Source organism: Solwaraspora sp. WMMB762 (assembly GCF_049179115.1).
Taxonomy (GTDB): Bacteria; Actinomycetota; Actinomycetes; order Mycobacteriales; family Micromonosporaceae; genus Micromonospora_E.
The window spans coordinates 6,130,172-6,146,678 of record NZ_JBMHMD010000001.1 but is presented as its reverse complement, the minus strand read 5'-3'; the positions used below and the strand labels follow the sequence as shown (position 1 = coordinate 6,146,678).

The 16,507-nt window shown below is 71.5% G+C and carries 22 protein-coding genes and 1 pseudogene; 14 read left to right on the top strand and 9 right to left on the bottom strand.

The window, feature by feature from the left end; translation table 11 throughout:
- Positions 1 to 8: 8 nt before the first annotated feature.
- Positions 9 to 641: a uracil phosphoribosyltransferase gene (upp, locus tag ACN27J_RS27660; protein WP_421370700.1), complete on the bottom strand. Its 633-nt coding sequence runs from the start codon at positions 639 to 641 to the stop codon at positions 9 to 11.
- Positions 622 to 1,923 (bottom strand): glycosyltransferase, encoded by a 1,302-nt coding sequence (locus tag ACN27J_RS27655; protein ID WP_421370698.1) that lies wholly within the window; start codon positions 1,921 to 1,923, stop codon positions 622 to 624. The genes upp and ACN27J_RS27655 overlap by 20 nt, the downstream gene beginning before the upstream one ends.
- Before the next feature lie 142 nt (positions 1,924 to 2,065).
- On the opposite strand from ACN27J_RS27655, the gene deoC reads away from it, so the two are divergent.
- The 4 genes from deoC to ACN27J_RS27635 all read left to right on the top strand — a co-directional run bounded on the left by deoC (position 2,066) and on the right by ACN27J_RS27635 (position 5,811).
- Entirely contained in the window at positions 2,066 to 3,031 is a 966-nt protein-coding gene (gene deoC / locus ACN27J_RS27650) for a deoxyribose-phosphate aldolase (protein WP_421370696.1), read from the top strand.
- Positions 3,032 to 3,036: 5 nt separating this feature from the next.
- Positions 3,037 to 4,467, top strand: a complete 1,431-nt coding sequence (locus ACN27J_RS27645; protein ID WP_421370694.1) for an aldehyde dehydrogenase family protein — start codon at positions 3,037 to 3,039, stop codon at positions 4,465 to 4,467.
- Positions 4,460 to 5,302: an aldehyde dehydrogenase family protein gene (locus tag ACN27J_RS27640; RefSeq protein ID WP_421370692.1), complete on the top strand. Its 843-nt coding sequence runs from the start codon at positions 4,460 to 4,462 to the stop codon at positions 5,300 to 5,302. The genes ACN27J_RS27645 and ACN27J_RS27640 overlap by 8 nt, the downstream gene beginning before the upstream one ends.
- A gap of 299 nt (positions 5,303 to 5,601) precedes the next feature.
- Positions 5,602 to 5,811 (top strand): hypothetical protein, encoded by a 210-nt coding sequence (locus ACN27J_RS27635; RefSeq protein WP_421370690.1) that lies wholly within the window; start codon positions 5,602 to 5,604, stop codon positions 5,809 to 5,811.
- A gap of 87 nt (positions 5,812 to 5,898) precedes the next feature.
- Here the strand turns inward: ACN27J_RS27635 and ACN27J_RS27630 are convergent, their stop codons facing one another.
- A complete protein-coding gene (locus ACN27J_RS27630) occupies positions 5,899 to 6,879 on the bottom strand; it encodes a serine hydrolase domain-containing protein (protein WP_421370688.1) in 981 nt (326 codons plus the stop codon).
- 75 nt (positions 6,880 to 6,954) lie between these two features.
- Positions 6,955 to 7,953 carry an NAD(P)-dependent alcohol dehydrogenase gene (locus tag ACN27J_RS27625; protein WP_421370686.1) on the bottom strand — a complete coding sequence of 333 codons (999 nt, stop codon included), beginning with the start codon at positions 7,951 to 7,953 and terminating at the stop codon, positions 6,955 to 6,957.
- Between the two features lie 193 nt (positions 7,954 to 8,146).
- Between ACN27J_RS27625 and ACN27J_RS27620 the strand changes: the two genes are divergently transcribed.
- Entirely contained in the window at positions 8,147 to 9,382 is a 1,236-nt protein-coding gene (locus ACN27J_RS27620) for a sensor histidine kinase (protein ID WP_421370684.1), read from the top strand.
- A complete protein-coding gene (locus tag ACN27J_RS27615) occupies positions 9,379 to 10,044 on the top strand; it encodes a response regulator transcription factor (RefSeq protein ID WP_421370682.1) in 666 nt (221 codons plus the stop codon). The genes ACN27J_RS27620 and ACN27J_RS27615 overlap by 4 nt, the downstream gene beginning before the upstream one ends.
- 46 nt (positions 10,045 to 10,090) lie before the next feature.
- Here the strand turns inward: ACN27J_RS27615 and ACN27J_RS27610 are convergent, their stop codons facing one another.
- The 4 genes from ACN27J_RS27610 to ACN27J_RS27595 form a co-directional block, all read right to left on the bottom strand.
- Positions 10,091 to 10,375: a type II toxin-antitoxin system PemK/MazF family toxin gene (locus ACN27J_RS27610; protein WP_278174353.1), complete on the bottom strand. Its 285-nt coding sequence runs from the start codon at positions 10,373 to 10,375 to the stop codon at positions 10,091 to 10,093.
- Between the two features lie 29 nt (positions 10,376 to 10,404).
- On the bottom strand, positions 10,405 to 10,611 hold the full coding sequence (locus ACN27J_RS27605) for a ribbon-helix-helix domain-containing protein (RefSeq protein ID WP_123605452.1): 207 nt from the start codon (positions 10,609 to 10,611) through the stop codon (positions 10,405 to 10,407).
- A 136-nt stretch (positions 10,612 to 10,747) separates the two neighbouring features.
- Positions 10,748 to 10,963, bottom strand: a complete 216-nt coding sequence (locus ACN27J_RS27600) for a hypothetical protein (protein ID WP_421370679.1) — start codon at positions 10,961 to 10,963, stop codon at positions 10,748 to 10,750.
- Positions 10,960 to 11,562 (bottom strand): hypothetical protein, encoded by a 603-nt coding sequence (locus tag ACN27J_RS27595; protein ID WP_421370678.1) that lies wholly within the window; start codon positions 11,560 to 11,562, stop codon positions 10,960 to 10,962. The genes ACN27J_RS27600 and ACN27J_RS27595 overlap by 4 nt, the downstream gene beginning before the upstream one ends.
- 166 nt (positions 11,563 to 11,728) lie before the next feature.
- Here ACN27J_RS27595 and ACN27J_RS27590 point away from each other — a divergent pair, with 166 nt between their 5' ends.
- The 7 genes and pseudogenes from ACN27J_RS27590 to ACN27J_RS27560 form a co-directional block, all read left to right on the top strand.
- Complete coding sequence (locus tag ACN27J_RS27590) at positions 11,729 to 12,583, top strand: helix-turn-helix domain-containing protein (RefSeq protein ID WP_416568214.1); 855 nt, start codon at positions 11,729 to 11,731, stop codon at positions 12,581 to 12,583.
- Positions 12,584 to 12,609: 26 nt separating this feature from the next.
- On the top strand, positions 12,610 to 12,807 hold the full coding sequence (locus tag ACN27J_RS27585; protein WP_421370677.1) for a DUF397 domain-containing protein: 198 nt from the start codon (positions 12,610 to 12,612) through the stop codon (positions 12,805 to 12,807).
- Positions 12,808 to 12,838: 31 nt separating this feature from the next.
- Entirely contained in the window at positions 12,839 to 13,369 is a 531-nt protein-coding gene (locus tag ACN27J_RS27580; protein ID WP_421370675.1) for an HAD domain-containing protein, read from the top strand.
- Between the two features lie 264 nt (positions 13,370 to 13,633).
- A complete protein-coding gene (locus ACN27J_RS27575; protein ID WP_421370673.1) occupies positions 13,634 to 13,879 on the top strand; it encodes a hypothetical protein in 246 nt (81 codons plus the stop codon).
- Positions 13,880 to 13,950: 71 nt separating this feature from the next.
- On the top strand, positions 13,951 to 14,478 hold the full coding sequence (locus ACN27J_RS27570; protein ID WP_421370670.1) for an ATP-grasp domain-containing protein: 528 nt from the start codon (positions 13,951 to 13,953) through the stop codon (positions 14,476 to 14,478).
- Positions 14,479 to 14,625: 147 nt separating this feature from the next.
- Positions 14,626 to 14,838: a DNA-binding protein gene (locus ACN27J_RS27565; RefSeq protein ID WP_421370668.1), complete on the top strand. Its 213-nt coding sequence runs from the start codon at positions 14,626 to 14,628 to the stop codon at positions 14,836 to 14,838.
- Positions 14,839 to 14,960: 122 nt separating this feature from the next.
- Positions 14,961 to 15,248, top strand: a pseudogene (locus tag ACN27J_RS27560) (GNAT family N-acetyltransferase); the annotation flags it as partial.
- Here the strand turns inward: ACN27J_RS27560 and ACN27J_RS27555 are convergent.
- Positions 15,233 to 15,658 (bottom strand): hypothetical protein, encoded by a 426-nt coding sequence (locus ACN27J_RS27555; RefSeq protein ID WP_421370667.1) that lies wholly within the window; start codon positions 15,656 to 15,658, stop codon positions 15,233 to 15,235. The pseudogene ACN27J_RS27560 and the gene ACN27J_RS27555 overlap by 16 nt on opposite strands.
- Before the next feature lie 72 nt (positions 15,659 to 15,730).
- On the opposite strand from ACN27J_RS27555, the gene ACN27J_RS27550 reads away from it, so the two are divergent.
- Positions 15,731 to 16,405: a DNA polymerase beta superfamily protein gene (locus ACN27J_RS27550; protein ID WP_421370665.1), complete on the top strand. Its 675-nt coding sequence runs from the start codon at positions 15,731 to 15,733 to the stop codon at positions 16,403 to 16,405.
- Positions 16,406 to 16,507 lie beyond the last annotated feature (102 nt).

Genomic DNA, 16,507 nt, shown 5'->3' with positions numbered 1-16,507 from the left:
GGTACCCGTCAGAAGCGCGGCATCCCGCCGAACTGGCGGTCACCGGCGTCACCGAGCCCCGGCACGATGAACATCTTCTCGTTGAGCCGTTCGTCGATCGACGCGGTCACCAGTCGCAACGGCAGGCCGGAGCGGTCCAGCCGGTCGATTCCGGCCGGCGCGGCGAGCACGCACAGCACGGTGATCTCGGTGGCGCCCCGGTCGGCAAGCAGCCGGCAGCAGTGCTCCAGCGAACCGCCGGTGGCCAGCATCGGGTCGAGCACCAGCACCGGGATGCCGGCCAGGTCGACCGGCAGCGACTCCAGGTAGGCCCGGGGCTCGTAGGTCTCCTCGTCACGGGCCAGCCCGACGAAGCCCATCGACGACTCCGGCAGCAGCGCCAACGCAGAGTCGGCCATCCCGAGCCCGGCGCGCAGCACCGGCACCAGCAGCGGCGGGTTGGCCAGCCGGGTCCCGTCGGTCGGCGCCACCGGGGTGGTCACCGGGAAGGATTCCACCGGGAAGGATCGGGCCGCCTCGTACACCAGCATGGTGGTGAGTTCGTGCAGCGCGGCGCGGAACGCCGCCGAGTCGGTCCGGGTGTCGCGCATCGCGGTCAGCCGGGACTGGGCGAGAGGGTGATCAACGACGAGTACGTCCACGGTCGTTGAACCTACTCGCCAGCCCGGCGGCCGACGCATACACCTCACGGATCGCCTCGGCGTAGCGGGCCGGGGTGTGTTCGGCGCAGCGGGCCGCCGCCGCGGCCGCCTGCCGGCGGGCCGTGTCCGGGTCGAGCAGCAGCCGCAGCACGCCGGCGGCCAGCGCACCCGGCTGCGGCTCGGTGCGCAGCGCGGCGCCGGCAAGCGCGCCGTGCGCGTGCAGCGCCCGGTCGACCAGGACCACCGGCACCCCGGCCAGGCCGGCTTCCTGCAGGACCAATGCCTGGGTGTCGGTCTGCGAGGCGAACGCGAACACCTCGGCGGCCCCGTACGCCGCAGCCACCACCTCCGGGCCCTGCTGGCCGGTGAGGGTGATCCGGGCAGCCACCCGAGGGTCGATGGTGCGCAGCAGCGCGGCCAGCCAGCGCGGCTCGTACAGGGCACCGACCAGCACCAGCCGGGCGGTCGGGCAGCCGACCAGCACCCGCTCGAACGCGGTGATCAGCAGGTCGATGCCCTTCTCCCGGTTGATCCGACCCACATAGAGGACCACCCGGTCGCTGGGCGTGATGCCATGGCCGTACCGGAAGGCGTTGATCTCGTCGGCGGTGGTGCGGCGGGCCGCGACCCCGGTCGGCACCAGGTGCACCCGGTCGGCGGACACCGGCAGGTGGATCCGGTCCAGCACCGCCCGGGTCGGCACCACCACCGCGTCGGCGCCGCCGAGCAGCAGGGTGTTGGTGGCGTCCATGGCGGCCCGGCGGCGGGCGACCGCGCCGCTGGCCATCGGCCGGTGGTCACGGGCGTGGCCGGCCGGTGCCGCCGCCGGGCGGGGTACGCCGAGCCGGCGGGCGTACAGCCGGACGCCGGCGCTGAGCGCACGGGCCGGCACCCGGTACGCGTCGGCGTACGCGTGCAGGTCGGTGTGGTAGGTCTGGACCAGCGGCAGACCGAGCCGGCGGGCGGTGAGGACGCCGAGCAGCCCGACCGGTCCGGGGGTGTGCACGTGCACCACGTCCGGGGCGTGGGCGGCGATCTCGGCGATGGTGCCGGTGGCGGCGGCGCCGCGCAGCAGCCACGGCGACAACCGCAGGTCGGCGACTCCGCAGGGCAGCGCACGTAGCCGCAGCACGTCCGCCTCGGCCGGCTGGTCCGGATGCCGGGGCACCACGATCAGGCCGGGATGCCCGGCGGCGGCCGACGCCGCCGCGAGAGTCCGCAGCGAGGTGACCACCCCGTCGCGGCGGGGCAGGTACGTGTCGGTGAAGTGCACTGCTCGCACGTCAGGCACGGTGGGTCACCGGGGCCAACATGATGTAACGGTAGGCCAACAGCGCCGTTAAGTCTGCTCGTCCGATCAGCCGACGGCCAAGATCGTGAACTCGATGGCGACGTAGACTCGCGGGCATGACAGGACTCGCGGCATGACAGCGGTGAGCACCCCGGCACCCGCGCGCCACGATCTGGCCGAGGTGGGGCGGAACGCGGCAACCCTGCGTAGCTTCCTACACGGGCTGCCCGGCGTCGACGAGGTCGGCGCGCGGCAGCGGGCCGCGGCGCTCGGCACCCGGTCGATCAAGACGACGGCCAAGGCGTGGGCGATCGACCTGGCCGTCCGGATGGTCGATCTGACGACTCTGGAGGGCGCCGACACCCCCGGCAAGGTACGCGCGTTGTGCGCCAAGGCCCGCCGTCCCGACCCGACCGACCCCGGTTGCCCGCCGGTCGCCGCCGTCTGCGTCTACCCGTCGATGGTGCCGACCGCCGCCGAGGCGCTCACCGGTTCCGGCGTGCACCTGGCCAGCGTGGCGACCGCGTTCCCGTCCGGGCAGGCGCCGCTGGAGGTGAAGCTGGCCGACACCCGGGCGGCGGTCGCGGCCGGCGCCGACGAGATCGACATGGTGATCAACCGGGGGGCGTTCCTCGCCGGCCGCTACGAGCAGGTGTACGACGAGATCGTCGCGGTCAAGCAGGCCTGCGGCGACGCCCACCTCAAGGTCATCCTGGAGACCGGGGAGCTGGCCACCTACGACAACGTGCGCCGTGCCTCCTGGCTGGCGATGCTGGCCGGCGGTGACTTCATCAAGACCTCCACCGGCAAGGTGCCGGTCGCGGCGACGCTGCCCGTCACCCTGATCATGCTGGAGGCGGTCCGGGACTTCCACGCCGCCACCGGGCGGCGGATCGGCGTCAAACCGGCCGGCGGCATCCGCACCACCAAGGACGCGATCAAGTACCTGGTGCTGGTCAACGAGACCGCCGGCGACGAGTGGCTCACCCCCGACCTGTTCCGGTTCGGCGCTTCCACCCTGCTCAACGACCTGCTGATGCAGCGGTCGAAGCTGCACACCGGGGTCTACTCCGGTCCCGACTACGTCACCCTGGACTGATCAGCGTGTTCGACTACGCACCGGCACCCGAGTCCCGCTCGGTCGTCACCATCCGCGACTCGTACGGCCTGTTCATCGACGGCGAGTTCGTCGATCCGACGGACGGCGGGGCCCGCAAGACCGTCAACCCGGCCACCGAGGAGGTCCTCGCCGAGGTCGCCGAGGCCGGCCCTGGCGACGTGGACCGGGCGGTGGCCGCCGCGCGGGCCGCGTACCAGCGGGTCTGGGGTCCGATGCCGGGCCGCGACCGGGCCAAGTACCTGTTCCGGATCGCCCGGGCGCTCGCCGAACGCAGCCGCGAGCTGGCCGTGCTCGAATCGCTGGACAACGGCAAACCGATCCGCGAGTCCCGTGACGTCGACCTGCCGCTGGCGTCGGCGCACTTCTTCTACTACGCCGGCTGGGCCGACAAGCTGCCGTACGCCGGTTTCGGCCCGGACCCGCGCCCGCTCGGCGTCGCCGGCCAGGTCATCCCGTGGAACTTCCCGCTGCTGATGCTGGCCTGGAAGATCGCCCCGGCGCTGGCCGCCGGCAACACGGTGGTGCTCAAACCGGCCGAGACGACCCCGCTGACCGCACTGCTGTTCGCCGAGATCTGCCAGCAGGCCGACCTGCCGCCCGGTGTGGTCAACATCGTCACCGGCGCCGGCGCCACCGGGCAGGCCGTCGTCGGCCACCCGGATGTCGACAAAATCGCCTTCACCGGCTCCACCGAGGTCGGCCGGCAGATCGCCCGCGCGGTCGCCGGCAGCCGCAAGAAGCTCACCCTGGAGCTGGGCGGCAAGGCCGCCAACATCGTCTTCGACGACGCCCCGATCGATCAGGCCGTCGAAGGCATCGTCAACGGAATCTTCTTCAACCAGGGCCACGTCTGCTGCGCCGGTTCCCGGCTGCTGGTCCAGGAGTCGATCGCCGAGCCGCTACTGGAGTCGTTGAAGCGGCGGATGGCCCGGCTGCGCGTCGGCGACCCGCTGGACAAGAACACCGACGTCGGGGCGATCAACTCGGCCGCCCAGCTGGACCGGATCCGTACCCTGGCCGCAGCCGGCACCGACGAGGGCGCGCAGGCCTGGTCGCCGCCGTGTGACCTGCCCGAGCAGGGCTTCTGGTTCGCGCCGACCCTGTTCACCGGGGTCAGCCAGGCGCACCGGATCGCCCGCGAGGAGATCTTCGGCCCGGTGCTGTCCGTGCTGACCTTCCGCACCCCGGACGAGGCCATCGCCAAGGCCAACAACACACCGTACGGGCTGTCCGCCGGCATCTGGTCGGAGAAGGGTTCCCGGATCCTGTGGGCCGCCGACCGGCTGCGCGCCGGGGTGGTGTGGGCGAACACGTTCAACAAGTTCGACCCGACGTCGCCGTTCGGCGGCTACCAGGAGTCGGGCTACGGCCGCGAGGGCGGCCGGCACGGGCTGGAGGCGTACCTCGATGTCTGACAGTGGCGGCGTCGCCACCCGGGTGGCCATACGCAAGACGTACAAGCTGTTCATCGGCGGGAAGTTCCCGCGCAGCGAGTCGGGACGGACGTACCAGGTGCAGGACTCCAACGTGGCGCTCGCCTCCCGCAAGGACCTCCGCGACGCCGTCGTCGCCGCCCGGGCGGCGGTGAGAGGCTGGTCGGGCGCGACCGCGTACAACCGGGGTCAGATCCTCTACCGGGTCGCCGAGATGCTGGAGGGCCGACGCGAGCAGTTCGTCGCGCTCGGCGAGCCGGCCGGCGAGGTCGACGCGGCGATCGACCGCTGGGTCTGGTACGCCGGCTGGTCCGACAAGCTCCCCCAGGTGTACGGCGGCGTCAACCCGGTCGCCGGCCCGTACTTCAACCTGTCGACGCCGGAGCCGACCGGAGTGGTCGGGGTCGTCGCGCCGGCCGAGCCGTCGCTGCTCGGCCTGGTCAGCGTCGTCGCCCCGGTGATCGTCAGCGGCAACACGGCGGTGGTGCTGGCCTCGCCGACCCGGCCGTTGGCGGCGGTCACCTTGGCCGAGGTGCTGGCCACCAGTGACCTGCCCGGCGGGGTGGTCAACATCCTCACCGGGCACGCGGCCGAGACGGCGCCGTGGCTGGCGTCGCATCTGGACGTCGACGCGCTGGACCTGACCGGGGTGGCCGATCCGCAGTTGGCCGTAGAGTTGGAGCAGGCCGCCGCCGGCAACCTCAAGCGGGTGCTGCGGCCGGCTGTCACACCGGTCGACTGGTCCGCCGACCCGGGCACTCGGCGGATGACCACCTTCCTGGAGACCAAGACCGTCTGGCACCCGAAGGGGACGTGAACTGGTCCCCGCACGAGGCGCTCCGGGTGGTCCGGGCAGATTTGCGGACGAAACGTGTCGGATGAGTGACCGTCCGGCCGGCCAGGCCAGCGGCGGTGGTCGCCCGCCGGGCAGGCTATGCCGGTGTCCCGCGCCGCCGGTGTCCCGAACCAGCTGAGCTTCCTCCCCTTTTCCGGTAGCCGCGCCGTCGCCGCCGGTCTGCTCAGCTCGCCCGCTACCTTGACAGCCATCCGCGCTGGCCCGGCGCCCGGCAACTGCGTGAGCTGGTCGGTCTGGTCGAGCCGCTGGCCGAGTCGCCGATGGAGAGTCGACCGCGGCTGCTGCACGATGCCGGCCTGCCCCGACCGGTGCCGCAGCACAATGTCGCGGGCCCGCGGGGGCGCTTCATCGGCCGCGTCGACCTCGCCTACCCGCAGTGGCGGATCGCCCTCGAGTATGAGGGTGACCATCATCGGGGTAGGGCCACTTTCCGCCGGGATGTCCACCGCTACAACCGCGCCCAGCCCTGACGAGCCGCGCCCAGCCGCGACGAGCCGAACACCAGATACCTCATCTTCCCGCCGAAAGGTACCTGGTGTTCGGCTCGTGCCGGGTGGCTAGGTGACATCGAGCGCGGGCAGGACGACCTGCTCCAGCACGGCGACCGGGGTACGCCACTGCTCGGGGTCGTCGTAGTTGCCGGCGGTCACCACGACGACCGTGTCCAGATCGGGCAGTACGGTCAGGCGCTGGCCGCCGTTGCCCATCGCCGCCGCCGTCCGGTGACCGGCGACGGACTGCAAATACCAGTGGTAGCCGAACTCGGCGTCCCACCCGGTCGGCAGACGCGGCTCGAGCATCTCGCTGATCCAGCTGGCCGGCACCAGTCGACGGCCGGCCCAGACCCCGCCGGCCAGCACCAGCTCGCCGATCCGGGCCAGGTCGCGCGGGGTGAGCCGCAGCCCGGACGCGGGCGAGGCCACCCCGTCGTCGCCGGCCATCCAGTGAAACTGCTCGACGCCGAGCGGCGCGAACAGCTTCGCCTGGCCGTACGCCTCCAACGCCTGCCCGGTGCCGCCGGCGATCAGCTTGCCGAGCAGCGCAGTCGCACCGCCACAGTAGGACCACTGCTCGCCGGGTGGCTCCGCCACCGGCCGCTCCAGGACGTACCGGTAGCGGTCCGGGGCCAATTCCATGGCGATCTCGGCGTTGTCCAGGCTGTCGTACGGGACGTCCTCGCGCCAGTCCAAACCCAGTGACATGGTCAGCGCGTGCCCGACGGTCAGCCCGGCCCGGTCCGGGTCGGCCACCAGGTCGGGGTACTTGGGAAACTGCCGTAGCAGCGGCTGCGCCGGGTCTGGGACGAGGCGCTCGCCGAGGGCGATGCCGTACAGCAGGGCCGTCACGCTCTTGGTGACCGAGCGCAGGTCGTGCAGCGTCGCCGGGCCGAACTCGACGACCCCCAGGGAGTGCTCCCAGGAAAAGTCCTCGCCGGTGCCGTAGTGCTCCCACAGCAACTGGCCACGACGCACCACCACGACCGCGTGCAGCCCGTCGACCTGCCCGGACCGATCGGCCCCGGCCAGCAGCTCGCTCATCCGGCTCGTCATCATCGCCACCCCCGCCCGCACCAAAGATATGTCGAACCGTCGATCACCGCTGTCCGCTCCCCGTCAAATCGTGACGACTACCTTGGCGCGGGCGTGCTCGGTCTCGACGTACCGGATCGCGTCCGGCACCTCGCTCAACCGGAACGTCCGGTCGACGACCGGGGTCAACTTGCCCGCCTCGACCAGCTCCCGCAGCGCCGCCAGGTGCCCACGGCCCGCCGTCGCCGACGGCGCGACGATGCGCTGCCGGACGAACCGCCCCACCAGCGGCCCGCGCAGCAGCAGACCCAGCGGCCCGAACACGCTGCCGCCGGTGGACACGCCGCCACCGGACAGCAGCAGCGTCCCGTCCCGAGTCAGGACCCGCCGGAAGTCGGCCAACGACCGGTTGCCGACCAGGTCGAGCAGCACGTCGTAGCGACGGCCGACCCGCACCGCATCGGTACGGGTGAAGTCCTCCCGGGTGTAGTCGACGACGTGGTCCGCGCCGAGTGACCGGACCAGAGCGACGTTGCGGGTCCGGCACACCGCGGTCACCTGCGCGCCGTACTCCTTGGCCAGCTGCACCGCGAAGGTGCCGACCCCGCCGGACGCCCCGTTGATCAGGACGTGCTGCCCGGCCCGCAGAGCGGCGGCATCGCGCAGGCAGACCAGGGCGGTGGTGGCGGCCAGCGGGATCGCCGCCGCCTGCGCGAAACTCAGGTTCGCCGGTTTCGCCTCGACCAGGTTCTCGGCCACGCACAGGTACTCGGCGAACGCGCCACCGTCAGGGCCGGCCTCGCCGTACACCTCGTCACCGGGACCGAACCGGGTCACCGCCGCGCCCACCGCCTCGACCCGGCCGGCGAAGTCCTGACCGCGCACGGCCGCGCGGGGCCGCCGCAGCCCGAACGACAACCGGGCCAGGTACGGGTCGCCGCGCATCGCGTGCCAGTCGTAGGCGTTGACCGAGCTGGCATGCACCCGGACCAGCACCTCGTCGTCGCCGGGGGTCGGGGTGTCGACGTCGCGCAACCGCAGGACGTCGGGTGCGCCGTACCGGTCCTGAACCATCGCCTTCATCGTTGATTCTCCTCACTGGATCCGCTGGTGCACACAGCTTGTCGGGGCAGGCCGGGGTGCCGCGTCGGCGCGGCGGCGGCACCCCGACTGCGCCCGGCGCGGTAGCCAGGCGACGGTCTACTCCCCCGGGCGTACGCCGGACTGCCGCCGTCGGGGCTGCCGCAGTCGCCGCCGGCCGGCTTACAGTGCGGGCATGAGCCGGTCGCACCCCGACACCGACGCTGGCCCGGCCGCGCCGGACAGGCGACCAGCAGCGCCGGGCGACGAGCCGACGGGGTCGCGACGCGGGCCCGGTCTGGCGGTGCTGACTGCGATCGGGCAGCCGGTCGGCACCGCGATCGCCGCGAGCTGGCAGTCGGGCAGCGTCTCGATCATCGGGTACGCGCTGCTGGTGTTCAGCGGGCTGGCGCTGGCCGACCGGCACCGGTCCCCCCGGCGCAACTTCCTGATCGTGGTCGCCGCGACCCTGGCGTACCACCTGCTGGACCAGCCGGCCGGGGTGACCCTGCTGGCGCCGATGATCGCCGCGTCTGCGACCCGGGCCGCCGGGCACCGCTGGCTGGTCGGGGCGGCGACGATGACCGCGTACGGCATCTGGGCGCTGGTCACCGGGGCGACGCTGCGGCAGGCGGTGCTGGCGTTGGGGCTGATCGTCGTCGCCGGGCTGGTCACCGAGATCGGCACCCTGGTCGCCGACCGGGTCCGCGAGGGCGTCGCGGAGCAGCGCCGGCTCTCCGAGGAGCGGCAGCGCCGCCGGGCCACCGAGCAACGGCTCCTGATCGCCGCCGAACTGCACGACGTACTCGGTCACCACCTGTCGCTGATCAACGTACGGGCCGGGGTCGGTCTGCACCTGATGGACCGCGACCCGGAACAGGCCCGCGCGGCGCTGGAGGCGATCGCACAGTCCAGCGCGGAGGCGTTGCGTGAGGTCCGGACCGTGCTCGACACGCTCTACCCGAGCGGCGAGGCCGCGCCGCGCGCCCCGGCGCCGGGGTTGGACCGGCTCGGCGAGCTGACCGAGGACGCGGCGGTGGCGACCCGGACCGTGATCGACGGTACGGCCCGACCGCTGCCCGCCGCCGTGGACCGGGCGGCGTACCGGATCGTGCAGGAGGCGTTGACCAACGTGCGGCGGCACGCCGGTCCGGGTGCCGCCGCCACCGTCACCATCGGCTACCGGCAGGATGCAGTCGTGCTCCAGATCGACGACGACGGCGCTGGTGCGCCGGGTCCGGCTGCGCCGGGTCCGGCTGCGCCGGTGGCGCCTGCTCCGGCCGGCAACGGCATCACCGGGATGCGGGAGCGCGCCGCCGCGCTGGGCGGCGAGTTGACCGCCGGTCCGGCACCGGACGGTGGCGGCGGTTGGCGGGTACGGGCCCGCCTGCCGCTGCCCACCGACTCGCAGCCTGAGGAGACGTCGACGTGATCCGGGTGCTGCTGGTCGACGATCAGGTGCTGGTCCGGGCCGGGTTCCGGGCGCTGCTGGCTGCCGAGCCGGACATCGAGGTCGTCGGTGAGGCCGGCGACGGCGCGCAGGCGGTCCGGCTGACCGGGCAGACCCGGCCGGACGTGGTCCTGATGGACATCCGGATGCCCGGGGTGGACGGGCTGACCGCGACCCGGCAGATCGCCGCCGACCCGCGACTGTCCGAGGTACGGATCATCGTGCTGACCACGTTCGAGCTGGACGAGTACGTCGGCGAGGCGCTGCGCGCCGGGGCGGCCGGGTTCCTGGTGAAGAACACGCAGCCGGCCGAGCTGATCCAGGGGGTACGGGTGGTGGCCGCCGGGGACGGTCTGCTGTCGCCGAGCGTGACCCGGCGGGTGATCGAGCAGTTCGCCGCCCGGACGGCCACTCCGGCCGCACCCCGACGGTTGGCCGAGCTGACCGAGCGGGAACGGGAGGTGGTGGCGTTGGTCGGCACCGGGCTGTCCAACGACGAGATCGCCGCCCGGCTGGTGGTCAGCCCGGCGACGGCGAAGACGCATGTGTCGCGGGCGATGGTGAAGCTCGGTGCCCGGGACCGCGCCCAGCTGGTCGTGTTCGCGTACGAGGCCGGTCTGGTCCGCCCCGGCTGGCTACCCTGACCCGCCGCGCTGCTGACCCGCCGCGCTGCTGACCAGAGCGCGCCCGTTACAAGCCAAGAAGGCGACGAAGCCCTTGATCGACCTTGGCAGCGAGCGCGGGAGTGATCCGGCCATGCCGGTGACCGATCGCTTCGGGGTCGGCGAATCGGACCCGGGACAGATCGATCGTGCCGCCACCGGCCAGGTCGTTGGGCAGCGGCAGGAGGATGCCGGGCACGTCTCCGTCAGCGCGATCGTGGATCAACACGATCACTGGGTACCTACGGGTATAGACGTCGGCGCTCACCACCAGCACTCGGATCCGTCGGCTACCAAGGGTGTAGTCGACCACGTCACCCCGTACGGGCACGCCTGCTGTGGCTACCACGCGGCGTTGAATTCCGCGAACGCCGCAGCATCCTCGCCGGTGAGGGAGGCGTGCCAGGCAGCAGCGGCGTCGACGGCACGACGATCGAGGTATTCGCGGATCGCCTGAGCGACCAGAGCCGACCTGTTGCCACCAGCGACGGCGGCGACAAGCTCCTCGCCGAGATCGTCGTCAAGGGTGATCGAGATGCTCATGGTCATGCCGCCGACACTACCAACAATCGTGCCCGGAGCAGGATCACCGATCGCATCGGCGTGTTGGGAGTCTGCTCGATCCAAGGCTGCCGCCAGTTGATCCTGGTCGCGTACGTAGCCGGCCTGGTCCGCCCCGGGCTGGCTACTCTGACCGCCGCACGGTCCCGTGCTGTTCGGTGTACCAGGCGGGCGGTTCGGGTGCGGCGGTGGTGGCGGTGATCCCGCCCCAGAGGTCGCGGCAGACGTACGACAGGTCGGCGTGAATCCAGACGCCGTCGTTGTCGCGCAACACCGGCCGGCAGCAGTGCCGGCACGGCGTGACCCTCGGGTACGGCGGCGTGACCGGGGTGCCGGTCATGTCAGTGTGCCGTCAGCGTCGCCGGCGCCGTTGGCGTCGGCGTCGCCGTCGCCCCAGCACAACCCGCCCAGCCCGGCCGCCCGGTGGAACCCCGGGTGGTAGCGGACCTCCGCACACACCTCACCGTCCGGGCCGCGTACGCCGCAGAACAGCGGCTCGTTGACGTTCCACGCTTCAGCCCGCGACAGCAGCGGCGCGTGCTCCCCCAGCTCCGGGCACAGAATCGTCAGCCCTTCGGCGTACGCGACGGCCTGCTCGCGGGCGGTGTCGAAGTCGACGGCGGCGAACGTCAGGTGCAGCGTGTACCGGCCACGCCGGTCGTACCGCAGCCAGTCCGGCAGGTTGCCGATCCCACCCGGACCGTCGCCGCTGCCGTTGACCTGCGCCGCTGGGCGGCGACGCTCGCGCTCGTTGAGGTAGCGGTTGACCAGCGCTTCGGCGTGCCCGGCCGGACCGGCGGCGGGTCCGAGGGCATGCGCGACAGCGGCCCGCGCCGGTTCGGACAGGTCAGCCCGATCGAGTACGGCGAACAGGTCCCGGTTGCGCTGCGTCGGATCGAGGGTCGGGTCGGTCCAGCATGCTGAACGGTTGTCGGTCACGGACACCTCCAGGGCAGTGGCGACGTCGTCATCCTGCCCTCAGCATGCATCCACGTACACAAAAATACAACGTCGCAACGAACTTCCGTTAGAGAGATCTGTAGTACATACTTCGATCGAGCTCACATCGCCGCTGCCAGACCCGGATGCACCCGGAGGTGTTCTCGTGGCACAGGTTCCGAGCCCGACGATCCGCGCTCGCCGGTTACGCCGGGAGCTACGTCGGCTCCGTGACTCGGCCGGTCTGACGGCCGAGGAGGTCGCCCGCCGCTTGGGCTGGCACCGCACCAAGGTCATCCGGCTCGAACACGGCCACTCACGGATAACGCTCAAGGACACCGAGCAAATGCTGGGCCTTTACGAGGCGTCCGACGAGGACCGCGAGTCGTTGACCGCGCTCGCCAAGCAGGCCCGGCAGAAGGGCTGGTGGAGCGCGTACGGCGACGTGCTGCCCGACGACTACGTCGGCTTCGAGGCGGAGGCCACCGCGATCAGCAGCTTCCAGAGCCTGTACGTGCCAGGACTGTTGCAGACCGAGGAGTACGCCCGCGCCATCATCCACGCCGGCCGCAGCACCGCCGACGCGGACGAGATCGACCGGCGGGTCGCCGCCCGGCTCGCCCGCAAGTCGCTGCTCTCGCGGGACGTGCCGCCGAGACTCTGGATCGTCCTCGACGAGGCGGCGATCCGCCGGGTCGTCGGTGGCCCGAAGGTGATGCGCACCCAGCTCACCCGGCTCATCGATGCCTGCGCCCAGCCGTCGATCGAGCTGCAGATCGTGCCGTTCGGGGCAGGCGCGCACGCCGCCATGGCCGGCCCGTTCACCATCCTCGGCTACGCCGACCCGATCCTCGACCCGCCCATCGTCTACATCGAGAACGATGCGAACACCCTGCTGCTGGAGGAGGACACCCACGTGGCGCGATATAAACTCATGTTCGATCATCTGTGCGCCAAGGCCATGGACCCGGACGAGTCCGGCAGGTTCCTGGCTCGGGCGGCAGAGGAGCTTCCCGACTGACCCAGACCGGCCAGAGGAGACGCGGGATGACCGCATCAGACATGTCCCGCGTTCACTGGCGCAAGAGCAGCCGCAGCAGCGCCAGCGGGTCAGACTGCGTCGAGGTGGCCACGCTCGCCGGCGGCACGATCGGCGTACGCGACTCCAAGGACCCGCACGGCCCGGCGCTGCTCTTTCCCACCGGAGCTTGGACGGCGTTCCTCACCACGGTGTCCAGCCGCTGACCCGGCCGGTCCGCCTTCCACTACGACGCCCATGCCCGCCGACCGCCCGTACGTCTTCCTCGACGTCGACGGCGTACTGATCCCCTTCGCCGCTCGTGCGACCGGCCGGTCACCTTCGCCCCACGTTGCAGCTGACGGTGAGGCCATCGGGAACCCGCTGCTGGAGCGACTCGATCCGGAGGACGGACGCCGGCTGCTGGCGCTCGATTGTCAGCTGGTCTGGGCGACCACGTGGATGGCCGAGGCGAACGACGTCGTCGCGCCGCTACTCGGCCTGCCGGAGCTGCCGGTCGTCACGTGGCCGGACTCCGACGACGAGCCCCTGCGCGGCGTGCACTGGAAGACGGCGTTCCTCATCAGGTGGGCGGCCGGGCGCACCTTCGTCTGGCTCGACGACGAGATCTCCGACCGGGACCGGCACTGGGTGTCCGCGCACCACCCGGGCGAGGCCCTGCTGCACCGCGTCGACCCACATCTCGGCCTCACCGATGCCGACTTCTCCACCGTCCGCCAGTGGCTCGCAGTCAACGCCAGCAAGGCCGCCTCTCCCCCAGCACCATGATCAGTTGATGTCCTGCCAGTAGATCGCCGGCGTGTCGCCCGGCAGGACATCAACTGATCATGGTGAGTCGCTGCCGGTAGCCGCCCTGCCTGATCCCGCGAGTGCCACGCCGATGTGAGGCTCAGATACCCTACGAGCGCCTCGTAAGGTATCTGTGCCTCACATCGATGAAGCACTCCAGCCGCCCGAGACGCTCATGCCGACGGCACGCGATGGCCGATAACCGCTGGAGGCGACACCGTCGAGTCGGGCAGCATCGGACGCATGATCTTCCTCGTGCCCGGCGACCCGCTGCGGCCGACCCGCCCGGACGAGCACTTCGCGCCGGAGGCCCGAGCCGCCCGGGAAGCCGGCTACGCCGTCGCGGTGGTTGACCACGACAAGCTGGCCAGAGGCGATGACGCGGTACGGGCGGTGGCGTCGGTGGCCGGCGACGGCATGGCCATCTACCGAGGCTGGATGCTGACCGGTACGCGCGGTTCGTCGACGCACTCGCCGCGCGAGGCGTGACGCTACGTACCACCGCCGAGCAGTACCGACAGGCCCACGAGTTCCCTGGTTGGTACCCCACGCTGGCGACGGTGACTCCGCGCTCGGGCTGGACTGTCGGCGCATCCCGAACAGACTTCGACCAGGCCCGACTCGCTCTCGGCAACGGCCCTGCCGTCATCCGCGACTACGTGAAGTCGATGAAGCACTACTGGAGCGAGGCCGCCTTCATCGCGAGCGTCGAGGACGGCGACGCCGCGTGGCAGGTCGCAAGCCGCTTCCGGCAACTACGGGACGACGACTTCGTCGGTGGATTCGTGCTGCGCGAGTTCGAGCAGTTCACGGCTGCGGAGGTACGGACCTGGTGGGTGCACGGTCGATGTGTCCTGGTCGGGCCGCATCCGGACACCCCACACGATCACCCGTCGGAAGGGATCGACCTCGGCTGGCTCGCCCCACTGATCGATGCTCTGGGTCTGCCGTTCGTGACGGCCGATCTGGCGCTGCGCGCCGACGGCGTGTGGCGGGTCATCGAGGTAGGCGACGGGCAGGTCAGCGACCGACCCGTCAGCATCGATCCAGCCATGCTCATCGCGGCAGCATTCGACGAGGCTCGGTGAGCTTGAGGCAGCCGCCCAGGAGCGCTACCGCCGAGCGACAGTCACATCGAGGTGAGGGCTATCCACCTCACAAGGCACAGATGACGTGGATAGCCTCACCTCGATGCAGCGCGGCACCGGCGACGCAGGACGGACTACGGTGGGTCGATGAGCACTCGCCATCTGCCCGCCCAGGTCGGTGACCTGCCGCCGATCGGGCGGCCCGCCAACAGTGCCCTGCTCGCAGCCGGCGTCACCACGCTCGCCCAAGTCGCCACCTACCGCCGCGCCGACCTGCTGGCCATGCACGGGATCGGCCCGAAGGCCGTCGGCATCCTGGCCACCGCGCTGGCCGAACGCGGCCTCACCTTCGCCGACTGACCAGAGGGGACACCGGATGACTTCGCCTGACGGTGTCCGCCTCCCACACAGCCAGCCCGCACCGGCCCACGTACGCAAGGCCACGCTCGCCGACGTCGACCAGCTGACGGGTCGTCGGCTGCGCCGCGATGGGACCTGCCCTCGCCGGTCATGTCGACCCGGCCCACGTCGGTCAGCTGTACCAGATCCACGTGCTCCCCGACTGCTGGGGCCGAGGAATCGGTGGGCTGCTGCACGACGCCTTCATCGCGTACCTGCGCCGGACCGGTCGGACCGGCGGGGTGCTGGAGGCGTGGGAACACAACGATCGGGGCCAGCGCTTCTACGCCGCTCGGGGCTGGCGGCCCGACGGCCACAGCCGCCCCGGCCCGGGCGACACCCGCTACCGCTATTTTCAGCTCACGCTGTGACGGTCGACGATGAACTCGGCCCAGTACTCCGGCGTCTCGTGGTAGACGATGTCGGAGCCGACGATCCACACCCGTGGTGAACGCTCCCCGGGTTCGGCCTCGGACCACTGCCGGTTGACCACTGCCACCGCCGCGTCCCGCGTCGACCCGTACCGGGAGACGATCAGGTCCGCGATCTCCTCGCAGAAGGCAAGAGCCTCCGCGTCACCGGCGCACGGGAACTCGCCGTGCGGATGCAACACCGAATCGTGCACCAGATATTCGTCGTCGAAGGTCTCGCCGTCGATCCAGGACCGCGCCGGACGGGCGCGGAGCCGATCGCCCAGGCCTGCCTCGGTCAGCCCGTACTCGCACAGGAAACGGTCCAGATACGGCCGAAGGCCGACCGCCGCCCAGGACGAATCCACCATCGCCCCATCCTCGCCCGGTCGAGCAACAGTGTCCGCCCGGGGCACCACCTGGCCAGGAGTAACGTGCCGGGCGTGAGCGAGCTTGTCGAGCGGCACACCGTACTCGCCGTCGTCGTCGGATCCCGGGCGTACGGGCTGCACGGGCCGGACTCCGACTACGACCGGCGCGGCGTGTACGTGGCCCCGACCCGAGCGTTCTGGCGGCTGGACAAGCCGCCCACCCACCTCGACGGGCCTGCGCCGGAGCAGTTCTCCTGGGAGTTCGAACGCTTCTGCACCCTGGCGCTGCAGGGCAACCCGACCGTCCTGGAGGTGCTCTGGTCCCCGCTGATCGAGACGCTGCGCGAAGACGGCGAGCAGCTGGTGGCGGTCCGGCAGGCGTTCCTGTCGACCCGGCTCGCCCAGACGTACGGCGGCTACGCCCGGGACCAGCTCGACCGGGTGGCTGCCCGCCGCGAACGCACCGGCGAGACCAACCACAAGCAGGCGATGCACATGATCCGGCTGCTGACCGCCGGTACGCACGTGCTGCGGACCGGCGAGGTCCTGGTCGACGTGGGACCGTTGCGGGACCGGCTGCTCGCGGTCCGGCGCGGCGAGCTGCCGTGGCCGGCGGTCACCCGCTGGGCGGCGGACCTGCTGGCCGAGCTCGAAGACGCGGCGGCGCGCACCGTACTGCCGGACCGACCTGACCGGTCCGCCGTCGACCGGCTGCTCATCGCCGTACGGGAGAGGAACCTGGGGTGACCGGCACTCGGAGGTCGTCGATGTTGAATCTGAGAAATCTCGCGCCGGCATGTCGAGAACCTAGGAGCGGCTCCGTCCCAGGTGCGAACACGGCCACAATGG